We start from the raw sequence: 14,397 nt of genomic DNA on the forward strand, positions 1-14,397 counted from the left end.
TAACGTCCTACGGGCACGTGACGAAGACCATAACGAGGGCTTCCGCCATTGCCCCCGAGTGGCGGAAGCCCCGTTTCATGTCCGGCCCCGGGCAGGCCCGCGGCCCGTGCGGCGCCAACGCAGCGGCAACGTGAAGGACCCCGGCCTCCCTCAGGGAGAGCCGGGGTCCTTCACGTTGAACCGGCGGGATCAGCCGTTGCCGCCCGGGAAGCCGGGGAAGCCCGGCGTCGTCGGCGAGCCGCCCGGCTGGGTCGGCGTCTGCTGCGGCTTGTCCGCGACGAAGATCGTCACCGTGTCGCCCGGGGCGACCGTGGCGCCCTCGCCTGGCTGCTGGTCGTAGACGAAGCCCGGCGCGACCTGCCGGTCGGGCGGCGCCTGGCCCTTCTGCACCCGGCACTCCAGCCCGACCGCCTTCAGCTTGCCGCACGCGGCCCGCTGGCTGTTGTTGAACAGGTTCGGCACCTTCAGCTCCGTCGGGCCGTTCGAGAACACCACCGTGACGGTCGAGCCCTTCGGCGCCTTCGTCCCGCCGGCCGGGTCGGTGCGGATCACGTTGAGCCGCGGGACGGTGTCGCTCGACTCCGCCTTCCGCTGCACCTCGAAGCCCTTCGCCTCCAGCAGCTTCTTCGCCGTCGCGTACGGCTGGCCGGTGACGTCCGGCACCTCGACCTCCGTCGGCGGCTTCTTGCCCTTGGAGACCAGCAGCGTCACCGTGGCGCCCTTCGGCGCGTTCGTGCCGGGCTCGGGGTCGGAGCTGATGACGTAGCCCTTGCGGATGTCGTCGCTGTAGTCGGTCTTCGGCTCGCCGACCTTGAAGCCCAGCTTGGTGAGCTCCGCCGTCGCCTGGCTCTGCGACACGTTGACGATGCTCTGCGGGATCGCGACCTGGGTGTTCTTCTCGCCGCCGCCGCCGCTCAGCATCCAGCCGATGAGGGCCGCGCCGCCGATGAACAGCACCGCCAGCCCCACCCACAGCGCGGCCTTCTTGCCGTTGCCGCCGCGCTCCGGCATGTCGTCGTCGTAGTGGACGGGCGGCAGCCCGTAGCCGTCGTCCGGCGGGCGGCGCACCTGCGTGCGGGCCGCGCCCGGCGGGTAGGCGCCCATCACCTGGGTGCCCTGCGGCTGCTGCGCGCCGCCCATGAGCATCGTGGACGCCGCCGTCGACGCCACCGGCTGCCCCTGCAGGACGCGCTGGATCTCCTGCCGGAACTCCGTCGCGCTCTGGTAGCGGTGGTCGGCGTCCTTCGCCATCGCCTTCAGCACGATCGCGTCCGCCCACTGCGGGATCTGCGGGTCCACCTGCGACGGCGGGACCGGCTCCTCCCGGACGTGCTGGTAGGCGATCGCGACCGGGGAGTCGCCGGTGAACGGCGGCTTGCCGGTCAGCAGCTCGTACAGCACGCAGCCGGTCGAGTAGATGTCGCTGCGGGCGTCCACCCGCTCGCCGCGCGCCTGCTCCGGCGACAGGTACTGCGCGGTGCCGATCACCTGGGCCGTCTGCGTCATCGTGGCCGCCGAGTCGGCCATGGCGCGGGCGATGCCGAAGTCCATGACCTTGACCTCGTGCTGCCGGGTCAGCATCACGTTGGCCGGTTTGATGTCGCGGTGCACGATCCCGCCGCGGTGGCTGTAGTCCAGCGCGCGCAGGATCCCGTCGGTGATCTCCAGCGCCTTCTCCGGCAGCAGCGCGCGGTTCTCCCGCAGCAGGTCGCGCAGCGTGCTGCCGTCCACGTACTCCATGACGATGTACGGGATCGAAGTGTCGCCGATCATGTCCTCGCCGGTGTCGTACACGGCGATGACCGAGGGATGGTTCAGCGACGCCGCCGACTGGGCCTCGCGCCGGAACCTGGCCTGGAACGTCGGATCTCGGGCCAGGTCGGAGCGCAGCGTCTTGACCGCGACGACGCGATCCAGGCGGAGGTCGCGGGCACGGTAGACCTCGGCCATGCCGCCCCGCCCGATCACCGACTCGAGCTCGTAGCGGCCGCCGAGCAGCCGAGGTTGACTCATATGTGCACTTTCCCTCGTACGTCTACACCTTGTCCTCCGAACCTAGCTTCCCGCTCTGGGTCGGCGAGGGAACCGGGCTCGGAGTTGACGGAGTCGTGGTGCTCCCCGTCGGTGTGGGTGTTGGCTCTGGGGCGGTGGGAGTCGCCCGGGGCGATTTCGTGGATGGCTTATGTGAAGGAGACGTCTTGGGCGTCACCCGCGTTGACGGACGGATCCTATGCGTCCGGTGCCGTGGGGTGGCAGCCGGGCGCTCCGGGGTCGCGGCCTTCCGGCGCGTGGGCGGGGCGCTGGGACGGACCGCGGGGTCGTCCACGAGGTCGTCCGGGAGGTCGCCGCCCACGGGGCCGGTGGCCGGGCTGGACGGCGGATCCCGCTCGTCCCCGCCCGATCCGGCGAACGCCAGGCCCTTCCACAGCGAACCGATGACGATCACGCAGACCAGCACGAGGACGGCGGCGACCGACGCGTACGCCACCGCCGTGCGTCGTTGCACTGTCCCACGCGAGAGGTTATCCGCCGCCCGGTCGGCGTCAAATCCCGACAAAGCAGCCGATTGCGTAACGATGGGGTCTCTGCCGGGAGCACCCGGGGCGCGGACGGGAGCGGCCGCCGGCACCGCCGGACGGCCCGCGCCGGGCGCCCGGGACGTGCTGAGCGCCGCGCGGATCGCCAGCGCCCGCGCCGCGACCGTCCCCGCGTCCCGCGGCCGGGCCCGCGGGTCCTTCGCCAGCATCTCCATGATCAGGTCGCTGGCCGGCGGCGGCACCCGGCGCGGCAGCTCCGCCGGCGCGTCCCGGACGTGCTTGAGCGCCACCTCCACCGGCGTCGACCCGTCGAACGGCGGCGCGCCCGTCAGGCACTCGTAGGCCACCACGCCCAGCGAGTACAGGTCCGCCTTCGGCGACAGCTCCTTGCCCTGCGCCTGCTCCGGCGAGATGTAGTGCGCCGTCCCCATGACCATCCCGGTCTGGGTCTGCGACGCCGCGGCCAGCCGCCGCGCGATCCCGAAATCGGTGATCTTCAGGGTGCCGTCCGGGGACACCATCAGGTTCGCCGGCTTGACGTCCCGGTGCACGATCCCCGCCTCGTGCGCGACCGTCAGCGCACGCCCCGCCTGCACCAGCAGGTCGAGGACCGCCTCCAGCGGCAGCCCGCCGTCGCGCGCCAGGATCTCGTCCAGCGGCTCGCCCGGCACCAGCTCCATCACCAGGAACATCCGGCCGCCGTGCTCGCCGAAGTCGAACGCCCGAGCGATCCCCGGATGCCGCAGCTCCGCCGCGAACCGCGCCTCCGACTCGAACCGGCCGCGGGCCCGCAGGTCCGACCCGAACTCCCGGCGCAGCAGCTTCACCGCGACATGCCGGCCGGACGCCTCGTCCACCGCGCGCCAGACCTCGCCCATCCCGCCGATGGCCAGCCGCTCCAGCAGCCGGTACCGGTGGTTGAGGACGAGGCCCGTGCTCACTTCTGCAGGACCTTAGCCATGATGGCCCCCGCGATGGGGCCGGCGTTGCCGGCGCCGGAGCCCTGGGCCTCGGTCATCACGGCGAACGCGTAGCGGGGGTTGTCCGTCGGGCTGAACCCGACGAACCAGTTGGCGTTCGGGTTGCCCGGCCCCTGCTCGGCCGTACCGGTCTTGCCGGCGATCCGCATGCCCTGCAGGTTCTTCGCGGTGCCCTCGGCGACCACCGCGCGCATCATGTCCTCCAGCTGCCGGGCCTGGTCGCCGGTCATCGGCTCGGCGAACTCCTTCGGCGAGGCGCTGTACAGCTCGCTCTGGTCCTTCGCCCGCACCTTCTGCACCACGTACGGGCTCATGATCTTGCCGTTGTTGGCGACCGCGGACGCCACCATCGCCATCTGCAGCGGCGTGGCGCGCACGTTCTCCTGGCCGATGCCGGAGCGGGCCGTCCCGTCCCGGCCGGTCGGGGTGGTCTTGCCGTTCGCGTCCGTGTACGCCACCGGGACGTCGCTCTTCGCCGAGTAGAAGTCCGGCTCCAGCTCGATCCGCTTGCCGAACCCGAACTCCGCGGACCCGTCGTGCAGCCCCTGGATGCCCATGTCCAGCGCCATCTTCGCGAACGTGGTGTTGCAGGACTCGGCGAACGCGCCGCGCAGCGAGGCGGTCCCGCCGCAGCTGCCGCTGTCGTGCGAGTTCGGCAGCGGGCGGCCCGACTCCGGCAGGATCAGCTGCCCGGTGTTCACCGACGTGGAGCTGTTGACGTTCAGCTTCTGCATGGCGATCGCGGACACCACCGTCTTGAACGACGAGCCCGGCGGGAACGTCTGGCTCAGCGCGTTGTCGACCAGCGGCTTGATGACGCCGTTGCCCTCGTCGAGCTGCTCCAGCCGCTTCGCGCCCTTCTCACCGGTCTGCGGCGCCACCTCGTTCGGGTCGAACGACGGCCACGACGCCGCCACCTTCACCGCGCCCGTCTTCACGTCGATCACCACGGCGCCGCCGCGGCGGCCCTGCTGCGTCCGCGCCTTCAGCTGCGCGTACGCGGTGCGCTGCGCGTCCGGGTCGATCGTCAGCTCGACGTTCGCGCCGTCCGCCTTCTTGCCGATGAACAGGTCGAACCAGTGCTGCTGGGTGATCCGCTTGTCCTTGCCGCCGAGCAGCGAGTTGTAGGCCCGCTCGACCTGCGTGGCGCTGCCGTTGAAGTACCCGGTGACCGGCGCGAACACCGGCCCCTCCTTGTACGACCGGCCGTACTTCGGGTTGTCCTTCCCGGTCTCGTTGGACGTCACCAGCACCTCGCCGCCCGCGGAGATCTGGCCACGCGGCGAGTTGAACACGTCCGCGTACTGCCGGCTGTTGCGGGAGTCGGTCCGCAGATCCTCCGCCTGGCTGCCCTGGACGTAGTTGACCTGCGCCATCAGCCCGAAGAACAGCAGCAGCGCGAAGATCGCCACCCGCCGGACCGGCTTGTCCATATTCATCGGGGGGAAGTCACCTCGTGCTCACGATCTGGGTCATGCCCTCGTCCTGGATCGCCTGCGGGGCCGGCTTGCGCGCGTCATGGCTCATCCGCACCAGGATCGCGATCAGGATCCAGTTGGCCATCAGCGACGAGCCGCCCTGCGACAGGAACGGAGTCGTGAGACCGGTGAGCGGGATGAGCCGGGTGACGCCGCCGACGATCACGAAGACCTGGAGCGCCAGCACGAACGACACGCCGCCCGCGAACAGCTTCAGGAACGGGTCCCGCGCCGCCACGGCCGTCTTCATCCCGCGTTGCACGATCAACGCGTAGATCAGCAGGATCACCATCAACCCGGTCAGCCCGAGCTCCTCGCCGAGCGAGTCGAAGATGAAGTCGCTGAAGGACAGCGGCGTCCGCCACGGCTCGCCCTGGCCGAGCCCGGTGCCGAGCACGCCGCCCTCCCCGAGCGCGAACAGCCCCTTCATCAGCTGCGCGCTGTCGGAGTACTCACCGCCCAGGTTCGCGCAGGCGGTGAAACCGGGCGAGACCACGCCCGGCTTGTCGTACTTCTTATAGATCTCGGTGTCGGGGTTGACCGGGACGACCTTGCCGCTCTCCAGCAGGCAGCCGCCGTCGAAGTACGGCTTCGGGTTCTGCCAGATGTCGATGCGCTGGTTCACGTGGCCCATGAACGGCAGCAGCGTCGCGATGAACACGCCAACCGCGAGCAGCCCGACGCCGATCACCACCCACGAGACCCGCTGCGTCGCGATGTACAGCATCGACACGAACAGGCCGAAGAACAGCAGCGCGGTACCGAGGTCCTTCTGCAGGAACAGCACGCCCAGGCAGAAGAACCAGATCACCACGATCGGGCCGAGGTCGCGGCCCCGCGGCAGGCTGACCGGGCCGACCTTCTTGCCGATCAGCGACATCGCCTGCCGCTTGTTCACCAGGTAGCCGGCGAAGAACACGACCAGCAGCAGCTTCGCGAACTCGCCCGGCTGCACCGAGAACGGACCCAGGTGGATCCACACCCGGGCGCCGTTGATCTCCGCGCCGATGCCCGGGACGATCGGCAGCAGCAGCAGGATGACGGCGGTGAGCCCGATCAGGTACGTGTAGCGCTGCGCCGTCTTCGGGGTGAACGACAGCGGCGCGTCCGTCTTGTCGGTGTCCCGCATGATGAGGACGGCGCCGACGAACAGCGCGATGCCGACGAACGTCCACATCAGCTGGCTGGGGGCGTCCGCGGCGTCCTCGACGAGCTTCTTGCCGGCCAGCGCCGCGGCCTTGCGGTCGGCGCTGGTGTCCAGGTCGAGCCGGTAGATCATGGTCAGCCCGAGGCCGTTCAGCGCCACTGCGAGCGGCAGCAGCAGCGGGTCGGCGTACGGGGTGAACTTCGCCTGGACGAAGTAGGCGATGAACGCCAGCACCGCGAGGCCGCCGCCGTACACGAACAACCCGGCGGGGAGGCTGCCGTCGCGGGCCAGCCCGACCTCCGCGAACGCCGACAGCGTCAGCACCATCGCGAAGATGAGCAGCGCCAGCGAGGCCGCGTTGCGCTGCTGGTACGGCAGGCGCGCCCTGATCTGCTCCCCGAGCGAGTGCATCTACGAACTCCCCCCGCTGGTGGGGCAGTCCGGGATGCCCGGGTTGCTCTTCTTGCACTCGTCGCGGCGGGTCTGCAGCCGGTTCAGCTCCGCCGTCACCGCCTCCCGCCCGATGAGCTTGGCCTCGCCCTTCCGGACCTTCGCCGCGTCGGACGTGGGCAGCTGGTCGATCCGCAGGTCGCTGGTCTGGATCTTCTTCTCCTGGCAGTCGTCCTGGCCGCGGCCGCGCACGACGCCGACACGGCCGGACTCCTCGGTGAACGAGTACTTGCAGACCCGGTCCACCAGCATCTGCCACGCGTCCGGGCCGTCCACCGTGTAGGTGGCCTTGACCTGCTGCTGCAGGTCCTGCGGGAGGTCGTCGACCTTGATCGGCTGCAGCCCCTTCGCGTCCGCCTTGCGGGAGAGGTCGAGGCCCGGCACCTTCTGCGGCGTCCCCCGGAACAGGACCGCGTTGCCGTTCTCCGCGCCGATGTAGTAGCCGTTCCGGACGTTCTGCAGCAGCACGAAACCGCCCGCGACGACGCCGACGACGACCACGCCCGCCACGACGACCAGCCACGTCCAGCGGCGGGCGCCGCCCCGCGGCCGCTCCATCGGCGCCTGCCGCATCGGCGCGGGCGGGCCGCCCATCGGGTCGGCCATCGGCGCCGGGGCCGGCGGCGGGGGACGCTCGTCCACCGCCACGGGCGGCTGCGGGCGCGTGTCGCGCAGCTGCGCCGCCCGGCCCGCCGGGGTGTCGGCCACCGTCGTGTTCGCGCCCGGCCCGCCGCCCGGCGGCTCCGGCGGCGCGGCGTTCGCCGCCGCCCCCACCGCCTGGCCCGGGCCGCCCGTCGGCGGCTGGCGCTCCAGGTCCACCACGTCGGCGACCACGCAGGTGATGTTGTCGGGGCCGCCGCCCCGGTTCGCCAGGTCGATCAGCTGCCGGACGGCCTGCTCCGGATCGTCCACGTCGGTCAGCACCTGGAAGATCGTCTCCGCGGTGACGACGCCCGACAGGCCGTCCGAGCACAGCAGGTACCGGTCGCCGACCTTCGCCTCGCGCAGCGACAGGTCGGGATCGACCTCGCCGCGGCCGTCCAGCGCCCGCAGCAGCAGCGACCGCTGCGGATGCGACGCCGCCTCGTCCGGGCTGATCCGCCCCTCGTCCACCAGCGACTGGACGAGCGTGTGGTCGTGCGTGATCTGGAACAGGCTGCCGTCGCGGAGCAGGTACGCGCGGGAGTCCCCGATGTGCACCAGCGCGACCTGGTTGCCCGCCCACAGCATCGCCGTCAGCGTCGTCCCCATGCCCTGCAGGGCCGGGTCCGACTCGACGATCCGGTGCAGGTTGTCGTTCGCCGCCTTGACGGTGTGCTCCAGCGCCGCCAGCAGCTCCGTCGCCGGCAGGTCCTTGTCGAGCGACCGCAGCGCCTCGATCGCCGCCGCGCTCGCGATCTCGCCGCCGACGTGCCCGCCCATGCCGTCGGCCACCGCGAGCAGGTGCGCGCCCGCGTACGCCGAGTCCTCGTTGCCCTCGCGCAGCATGCCGACGTCGGAGCGCGCGGCGTAGCGGATTCCCAGAGTCATTTGCGCAGCTCGATCACGGTCTTGCCGATACGGACCGGTACGCCCGGCGGGACCGGCATCGGCCGGCTCACCTTCGTGCGTCCGAGGTACGTCCCATTGGTCGAGCCGAGATCTTCCACGATCCACTGACCGTCCTGCGCGAAAAGTCGGGCATGCCGGCTGGAAGCGTAGTCGTCGGTCACGACCAGAGTGGCGTCATTCGCCCGGCCGATGGTGATCGGCACCCCCGTCAGATCGATGACGGTGCCGGTTCGCTCCCCCTGCACCACCACGAGCTTCGTCGGCGCGCCGTGCTGGGCGCTCCGCTGCTGCCGCTGCGGCTTCGGCTGCCGGGGGGGCCGGGACGGGGACGGGCGCGCGGCCGCCTTCGTGGCGGCCCTCGAGCCGAACAGGTCGGCCCTGATCACGCCGACGGCCAGGATGACGAACAGCCATAGCAACGCCAGGAACGCCAGCTTGATCAGCGTGAGGGTGAATGGGGACATCGGAGTCGGGGTTACTCCCTATCGCGGCGGAACACAAGGGTTGTCCGGCCCATCGTCACCCGGGAGCCGTCCACCAGCGTGACCCGCCGGATGGGCTGCCCGTTCACGAACGAGCCGTTGGTCGACCCTAGATCCACGAGAGCGATTTCGGGACCTTCTACGCGGATCTCGGCATGGTGCCGGGAAACGCCCGGATCGACGAGGCGCAGGTCGCAATCCGTGCCACGACCGAGCAGAGTCACGGGTGTATTGATCTCATAGGTGCGCTGCGTCGTGTCCGAACCCTCCACGGCCGTCGTCACCAGCAGCCGCGGGTTCCCCCCGAAGACACCGCCCCGGCCGCCCTGCGGAACATCGCTCACCGGCCGGCGGATCTCGCCGCCCTCCACCGTCGAGCCCCGGATCACCCCCGACCGGATCCGGAACATGCCCGTGGCGAGATCCCCCGCGTTCTCGAACCGCACCCGCACCGGCCCCACGAAGGAGTACCCCTGCTCCTTCGCGTACTCCCGCGCCAGATTCGCCAGCTCCTGGCTCAGGCTGTCCGCATAGACCTGCAGCCGCTGCCCGTCCTGCTGAGAGATCTCCACGACGAAGTCGTTCGGCACGAGCGTGCGGCCCTGCGCCACGATCGCCGCCCTATCGTCCATCTCGCGCTGCACAGCACTGGCCACCTCGACCGGCTGCAGCTCCGACTTGAAGGCACGGGCGAAGGCCCCTTCGACCATGCCCTCCAGCCGTCGCTCGAAGCGCTGAATGACGCCCACGGGCACCTCCCTTCCCCACTGGTAGACGATCGTATCGGTGCGAAGGTTCGCTAGGAGTATCCGAGTACCTAACCACTGCCCCGACCGTGCTAGCCTTTTGAGGCACCCGGAAACGGGTGAGCACCCATGGGCGGGTGGCGGAACGGCAGACGCGCACGGTTCAGGTCCGTGTGTCCGAAAGGATGTGAGGGTTCAAATCCCTCCTCGCCCACTCGGAGTTGGGGGTGGTGTGCCCACGGAGAGCGTGGGCCGCCACTCCTTCGTCATGTTAACCCGGGGGGCGACCCCCGGACCCCCGATGCAGGGGCTCCGCCCCCGCACCCCCGGGCGCTCGCTGCGCTCGCTTTTTGGGGGCTTCGCCCCCTTGCCCCCCATGCGATGGCTGAGGTCTCCGTCCGGGAGCGTGTGGGGCTCCGGCCCCCCGGGCGCTCGCTGCGCTCGCTTTTGGGGCTTCGCCCCTTGCCCCCGGGCGCTCGCTGCGCTCGCTTTTGGGGCTTCGCCCCTTGCCCCCGGGCTCGCTGCGCTCGCTTTTGGGGGCTCCGCCCCCTCGCCCCCTGCGCCGGCGAGGCCCGTCCCGCATCTTCTGCCACCGTGTGGGGCTTTGGCCCCTGCTCCCGGCGACCGTTGGTGCTTAGTTCGCAAGCGCCTGCCGTCACCATTTGCTGTCTCTCCGGGGCTTGCCCCTCGCCCCCGGGCGGGGGCGTGAGTGAGCGCGCTTCATTGCCGCCTGCCGTGCTGGCCCGCGACCCTTGCGGTTCGTTCGCGGCTGTTCGTCGTTGCTCCATGCTGCGCCGCTTAGGGCTTCGACCGCTTGCCTACGCCAGGCCCTGGAGTCTGCGCCTGGGGCGGCGTCATTGCTACTCACTGCGCCCGCTTGGGGCTCGTTGTCGGGATGTCATCGCTGGTCACTGCGCCGCATGTGAGTCTTCGTCCATTACCCACGTGAGGGGCCGGTTTCGTGCCTGCCGGGGGTGTTCGTCTGCGGGTGCATGCCGTGTTGCCGCTGCGGCCGACTTGGGTGCTCGCCAATGCTCACCCGCCCTGCCGCCCATGGGGTATCGCTCCACAGGTGCGCCGGCCACTGCCGTGCGCCGGTTCGGTGTCGTTGGCTGTGACGTCCAGCTGCCCATCGCTGGTGCAGGTGGTGGCGCTTGGGCTTATGACGATGCGAGCTGTCGTGCGTATGCCTCGGAGACTGACTTCGAGGAGACGGGTGCATGGCGGCTACCGATCGCCAAGAGCAACGTGGAGCCGCGTGAGGAGAAGAAGGCCATGGTTGGGAGCGCGCAAGGGGCGCTGTTGCCGCGGTCTGCGTGTGGGCCGTACCTACGGGCCCGCACGATCGTTGACGAGATCTAGGGCATGAGCGGGGGACCGTCGTGCCGGCTTCGCCAACGGGCATGAAGTGGCCGCGTGAGACGACAACGGGAGGATGACCGTGCGACCGGAAGAGATCACCGAGGTTCTGAACCGGCCCATCAGCCAGGAGCTACTGGCCCGTGACCTGACCCGTCTGGCATATGTCGCCGAGGACGGCACTCCGCGGGTCATCCCGATCGGGTTCGCCTGGAACGGGTCCGAGGTCGTCATGTGCACGTCGAAGAACGCCCCGAAGCTGCGGGCCCTGAGCGAGAACCCGATGGTCGCGCTGACCATCGACACCGAGGTGCACCCGCCAAAGATCCTGCTCATCCGGGGGCGGGCCGAGCTCGACTACGTCGATGGCATCCCGGACGAGTACATGGAGGCGAACACCACCTACGAGATGACTCCCGAGCAGCGGGTCGAGTGGGAGGCGGAGGTGCGTTCCCTCTACAGCGACGGCATGGTCCGGATCGTCGTGACCCCCACGTGGGCGAAGCTGATCGACTTCGAGACGACCCTTCCCAGCGCGGTCGAGGAGCTGGTCCGGCGGCGGGAGGAGCGTCAGCGCGCCTGAGCGGTCTGCCGTCGCCACCGTCTGCCTCTGCCCACATGCCAGACGCGCCATCACCCGCTGCGCCGTCCCGTTGACCTCTCAGGTCATCAGTCCGGGCGCGGCGGTCCCGGCTAGGTGTCGCGCGGTCGGCCTCCCATGGGGCGCCTGCCGGGCGCACCGGTAACGAGAGGGTGGGGGCTGGGCCGAGTTCGCCAGCCGTGCAGGGGCACTTGGGCGGGAAGCTGGGCCGTCCCCCGCCGCGTCTCAGGTGAGAGGACGGCCGTTGGCGATCTGTCGACCCCTGCCCTGTGGGGGGGTGCATCACGTAGTAGCGGGGCGCTCGTTACGAGGCCCACCATTCAGTTGCCGTGATCGATATCTGGCTGATCGCCACGTCCAAGGGCTTTTATGGCCACGGTCCATGTGGCTTGGTCGTTGGGTTGTATTGCGGGTGTATTGAAAAACGCATACGGCGCTGCAACAGGCGGTCCGTTTCGGTGTTGGCATGTATTACAGCGCAGCATCGGCCCGGGGTGCCCGTGTGCGGCGGTCGCTCAGGGCGTTCACTTCGTCGCTTTCGGTGGCCAGAGTAGGTCAGGGCGCGCTGGACGAGGGCGTCATTCCGGTGGCGGTCTCTGTGTTCGACCGGGGGATTCCGGGGGTTCGCAAGCTCGACCGGGATCTTTATGGCGCCCTGCAGCGGGCGGCGGTCGACGCGGAGGCCGATGGGGTCGAGCTTCTCGTCAACAGTGGCTGGCGGTCGCCCGAGTATCAGCGGCGGATGTTCGACCGCGCCGTCCTCAAGTACGGGTCGCGGGAAGAGGCCGCGCGTTGGGTGGCCACCGCTGAGACGTCCGCCCATGTGTTGGGTGAGGCGGTCGACGTCGGTCCGCCCGACGCCGCGGCCTGGCTGGGCGAGCACGGGGCCGCGTACGGGCTGTGCCAGATCTACGCCAACGAGCCCTGGCATTACGAGCTGCGGCCCGGCGCCGTCGAGCCCATGTACGCGGACCCCACCGAGGACCCGAGGATGCGGTCGTGAACCGGCCGCCCACCTTGCAGACGCTGCCCGAGTCGGTCGCCGCGAACGTGGCCCTGATCCGCGCGCGGACTCGGAGCACGATCATGGCGGTGGTCAAGGCCGACGGTTACGGGCACGGTGCCGTCACGGTCGCCAAGGCCGCCGTCGCCGCCGGGGCCGGGTGGCTCGGGACGACGAGCGTCGCGGAGGCTCTCACGTTGCGGGCAGCGGGGCTGACGGTGCCGATCCTTACGTGGCTGCATCCTTCGGGGATCGACTGTGAGGCCACGGGGATCGATATCGCGGTCGGGTCGGTCGACGAGCTCGGTGAGCTTGCGGCGCGGGCTGTGTCGCCGGTACGGGTTCATCTCCATGTGGACACTGGAATGTCCCGTGGCGGCTGCCCGCGCGGGCAATGGGACGAGCTGTTCCGCCTTGCCAAGCGTGCCCGGAACGTCCGGGTGGTGGGCGTCATGGGGCACCTTCCGCTGGCCGACCGCGCCGATCCCGTGTCGAACGCGCCGGCGGTCGCCGTCATGCGGCAGGCGCAGAAGGCGGTGCACGCGGCGGGGTTCGGTTCGCCGCTGACCCATCTCGCGGCCACGTCGGGGGCGCTGACCGACCCGGCGACGCACTTCGACATGGTGCGCGTCGGGGCGGGGCTGGTCGGCATCGATCCGTCCGGGACCGTGGAGATGCGCGGCGCGTCGCGGTTGACCGCCCCGATCGTGCACACGGCCGCGGTCCCCGCCGGGACCGCGGTCGGTTACGGCGGTGCCTACGTCACCGATCGTCCGGGCCATCTGAGCGTCCTTCCCGTCGGGTACGCCGACGGGATCCCGCGGGAGCTCTCGCCCCAGGCCGGCGTCGAGATCCGCGGGCGCCGCCACCCCGTGGCCGGACGGGTCTCGATGGATCAGATCGTGGTCGACACGGGGGCCGAGTACTTCCCGGTCGGGACGCGCGCGACCGTGTTCGGCCCGGACGGGGGAGCCGTCCCGACCGTCCAGGACTGGGCCCGCTGGGCCGGGACCATCCCGCACACCATCGTCACCGGCATCGGGCCGCGTGTGGAGAGGAGCGTCGCATGACACGGCGGGTCGTGGTGATCGGCGGCGGGGAGAGCGCCGAGCACGATGTCTCCCTGGCCACCGCGGCGGCGGTCGCCGAGGCGCTGCGAGGCGGCGGATTCGACGTCGTCGAGCTGACCATCGACCGTGATGGGACGTGGCGGCGGGGAGCGGAGGCGCTCGGGGCGCCCGGCACCGGGTCCCTGGCGGCGGCGCTGGGCGTCATCGGCGCCGACGTCGTCTTCCCCGCGCTCCATGGGCCGTCGGGGGAGGACGGGACCATCGCGGCGCTGTGCGCCCTCGCGCACACGCCGATGGTCGGCTCGGGTCTGCGCGCCGGAGCGCTCGGCATCGACAAGTGGGCGACCAAGCTCGTGGCGGAGGCCGTCGGGATTCGCACCGCCCCCGGGCGGCTGGTGGCGGCGGCGGACATCGCCGATGTCGACTTCCGGGCGAGTGCGGTGGTGAAGCCGGTCTCGGCCGGGTCGAGCTTCGGTGTCGCGCTGGCGCGCGACGCCTCCGAGCTGCGGGACGCGCTGCGGTGCGCGGCGCGGTTCGACGACCGGATCCTGGTGGAGGACGTCGTCCGGGGCCGGGAGATCGACGTGGCCGTCCTGCGGGAGGCCGACGGGCGCCGGTGGGCCTCGCCGCCGCTGGAGATCCACGCCGACGGGCTGTTCGACACGCGGTCGAAGTACGACGGCTCGGCCCGGTTCAGCGTGCCCGCCGACCTCGGCGACACGGACAGGGCGGCGCTGACCGGGGCGGCGCTGCGGATGTTCGACGCGCTCGGCTGCGCCGGCGTCGCCCGGATCGACTTCTTCCTCACCGAGCGCGGACCCGTCCTCAACGAGGTCAACACCATGCCGGGGATGACGGCCGAGTCCCAGGTGCCGCGGATGTTCGCGGCGGCCGGGCTGCGCTACGAGCAGCTGGTCGCGCGCCTGGTCGATGCCGCTGCCGTGCCCGGACTTGGGAGGTCGCCCGTGGGCGTGTGAAGCCGGACGGTCGAAC

The 14,397-nt window shown here is 70.8% G+C and carries 11 protein-coding genes and 1 tRNA gene; 5 read left to right on the plus strand and 7 right to left on the minus strand.

Features of this window, described 5'->3' with window-relative positions:
- Positions 1-189: 189 nt before the first annotated feature.
- Genes pknB through ABTW95_RS02770 form a run of 7 tightly spaced genes read right to left on the minus strand, consistent with a single transcriptional unit; the run spans position 190 to position 9,374 of the window.
- Complete coding sequence (gene pknB / locus ABTW95_RS02740; RefSeq protein WP_500223937.1) at positions 190-2,013, minus strand: Stk1 family PASTA domain-containing Ser/Thr kinase; 1,824 nt, start codon at positions 2,011-2,013, stop codon at positions 190-192.
- A gap of 22 nt (positions 2,014-2,035) precedes the next feature.
- Positions 2,036-3,478, minus strand: a complete 1,443-nt coding sequence (locus tag ABTW95_RS02745) for a serine/threonine-protein kinase (protein ID WP_396454276.1) — start codon at positions 3,476-3,478, stop codon at positions 2,036-2,038.
- Complete coding sequence (locus ABTW95_RS02750) at positions 3,475-4,956, minus strand: peptidoglycan D,D-transpeptidase FtsI family protein (protein WP_396448121.1); 1,482 nt, start codon at positions 4,954-4,956, stop codon at positions 3,475-3,477. The genes ABTW95_RS02745 and ABTW95_RS02750 overlap by 4 nt, the downstream gene beginning before the upstream one ends.
- A gap of 10 nt (positions 4,957-4,966) precedes the next feature.
- Positions 4,967-6,553, minus strand: a complete 1,587-nt coding sequence (locus ABTW95_RS02755; protein WP_396448120.1) for an FtsW/RodA/SpoVE family cell cycle protein — start codon at positions 6,551-6,553, stop codon at positions 4,967-4,969.
- Complete coding sequence (locus ABTW95_RS02760; RefSeq protein ID WP_396448119.1) at positions 6,554-8,122, minus strand: Stp1/IreP family PP2C-type Ser/Thr phosphatase; 1,569 nt, start codon at positions 8,120-8,122, stop codon at positions 6,554-6,556.
- Entirely contained in the window at positions 8,119-8,607 is a 489-nt protein-coding gene (locus ABTW95_RS02765) for an FHA domain-containing protein FhaB/FipA (protein WP_396448118.1), read from the minus strand. Before ABTW95_RS02765 ends, ABTW95_RS02760 begins: the two co-directional genes overlap by 4 nt.
- An 11-nt stretch (positions 8,608-8,618) precedes the next feature.
- Positions 8,619-9,374: an FHA domain-containing protein gene (locus ABTW95_RS02770; protein ID WP_396448117.1), complete on the minus strand. Its 756-nt coding sequence runs from the start codon at positions 9,372-9,374 to the stop codon at positions 8,619-8,621.
- Between the two features lie 128 nt (positions 9,375-9,502).
- On the opposite strand from ABTW95_RS02770, the gene ABTW95_RS02775 reads away from it, so the two are divergent.
- The 5 genes from ABTW95_RS02775 to ABTW95_RS02795 all read left to right on the plus strand — a co-directional run bounded on the left by ABTW95_RS02775 (position 9,503) and on the right by ABTW95_RS02795 (position 14,381).
- Positions 9,503-9,585 (plus strand) — tRNA-Leu (locus ABTW95_RS02775).
- Positions 9,586-10,806: 1,221 nt separating this feature from the next.
- Positions 10,807-11,313, plus strand: a complete 507-nt coding sequence (locus ABTW95_RS02780) for a pyridoxamine 5'-phosphate oxidase family protein (RefSeq protein ID WP_500223944.1) — start codon at positions 10,807-10,809, stop codon at positions 11,311-11,313.
- 484 nt (positions 11,314-11,797) lie between these two features.
- The gene (locus ABTW95_RS02785; RefSeq protein WP_396448115.1) at positions 11,798-12,334 is read left to right on the plus strand and encodes a M15 family metallopeptidase; all 537 of its coding nucleotides are present in this window, start codon (positions 11,798-11,800) and stop codon (positions 12,332-12,334) included.
- On the plus strand, positions 12,331-13,404 hold the full coding sequence (gene alr / locus ABTW95_RS02790; RefSeq protein WP_500223947.1) for an alanine racemase: 1,074 nt from the start codon (positions 12,331-12,333) through the stop codon (positions 13,402-13,404). Before ABTW95_RS02785 ends, alr begins: the two co-directional genes overlap by 4 nt.
- A complete protein-coding gene (locus tag ABTW95_RS02795; RefSeq protein ID WP_500223949.1) occupies positions 13,401-14,381 on the plus strand; it encodes a D-alanine--D-alanine ligase family protein in 981 nt (326 codons plus the stop codon). Before alr ends, ABTW95_RS02795 begins: the two co-directional genes overlap by 4 nt.
- The last annotated feature ends 16 nt before the right edge of the window (positions 14,382-14,397 follow it).

The organism is Spirillospora sp. NPDC127506 (genome assembly GCF_040302145.1).
Lineage (GTDB): Bacteria > Actinomycetota > Actinomycetes > Streptosporangiales > Streptosporangiaceae > Spirillospora.

What these genes read in the sequence shown, in the direction of transcription:
- pknB (WP_500223937.1), bottom strand. Translation starts at nt 2,013, where the DNA reads ATGAGTCAACCTCGGCTGCTCGGCGGCCGCTACGAGCTCGAGTCGGTG.
- ABTW95_RS02750 (WP_396448121.1), bottom strand. Translation starts at nt 4,956, where the DNA reads ATGAATATGGACAAGCCGGTCCGGCGGGTGGCGATCTTCGCGCTGCTG.
- ABTW95_RS02755 (WP_396448120.1), bottom strand. Translation starts at nt 6,553, where the DNA reads ATGCACTCGCTCGGGGAGCAGATCAGGGCGCGCCTGCCGTACCAGCAG.
- ABTW95_RS02760 (WP_396448119.1), bottom strand. Translation starts at nt 8,122, where the DNA reads ATGACTCTGGGAATCCGCTACGCCGCGCGCTCCGACGTCGGCATGCTG.
- ABTW95_RS02765 (WP_396448118.1), bottom strand. Translation starts at nt 8,607, where the DNA reads ATGTCCCCATTCACCCTCACGCTGATCAAGCTGGCGTTCCTGGCGTTG.
- ABTW95_RS02780 (WP_500223944.1), top strand. Translation starts at nt 10,807, where the DNA reads ATGACCGTGCGACCGGAAGAGATCACCGAGGTTCTGAACCGGCCCATC.
- ABTW95_RS02785 (WP_396448115.1), top strand. Translation starts at nt 11,798, where the DNA reads ATGTATTACAGCGCAGCATCGGCCCGGGGTGCCCGTGTGCGGCGGTCG.
- ABTW95_RS02795 (WP_500223949.1), top strand. Translation starts at nt 13,401, where the DNA reads ATGACACGGCGGGTCGTGGTGATCGGCGGCGGGGAGAGCGCCGAGCAC.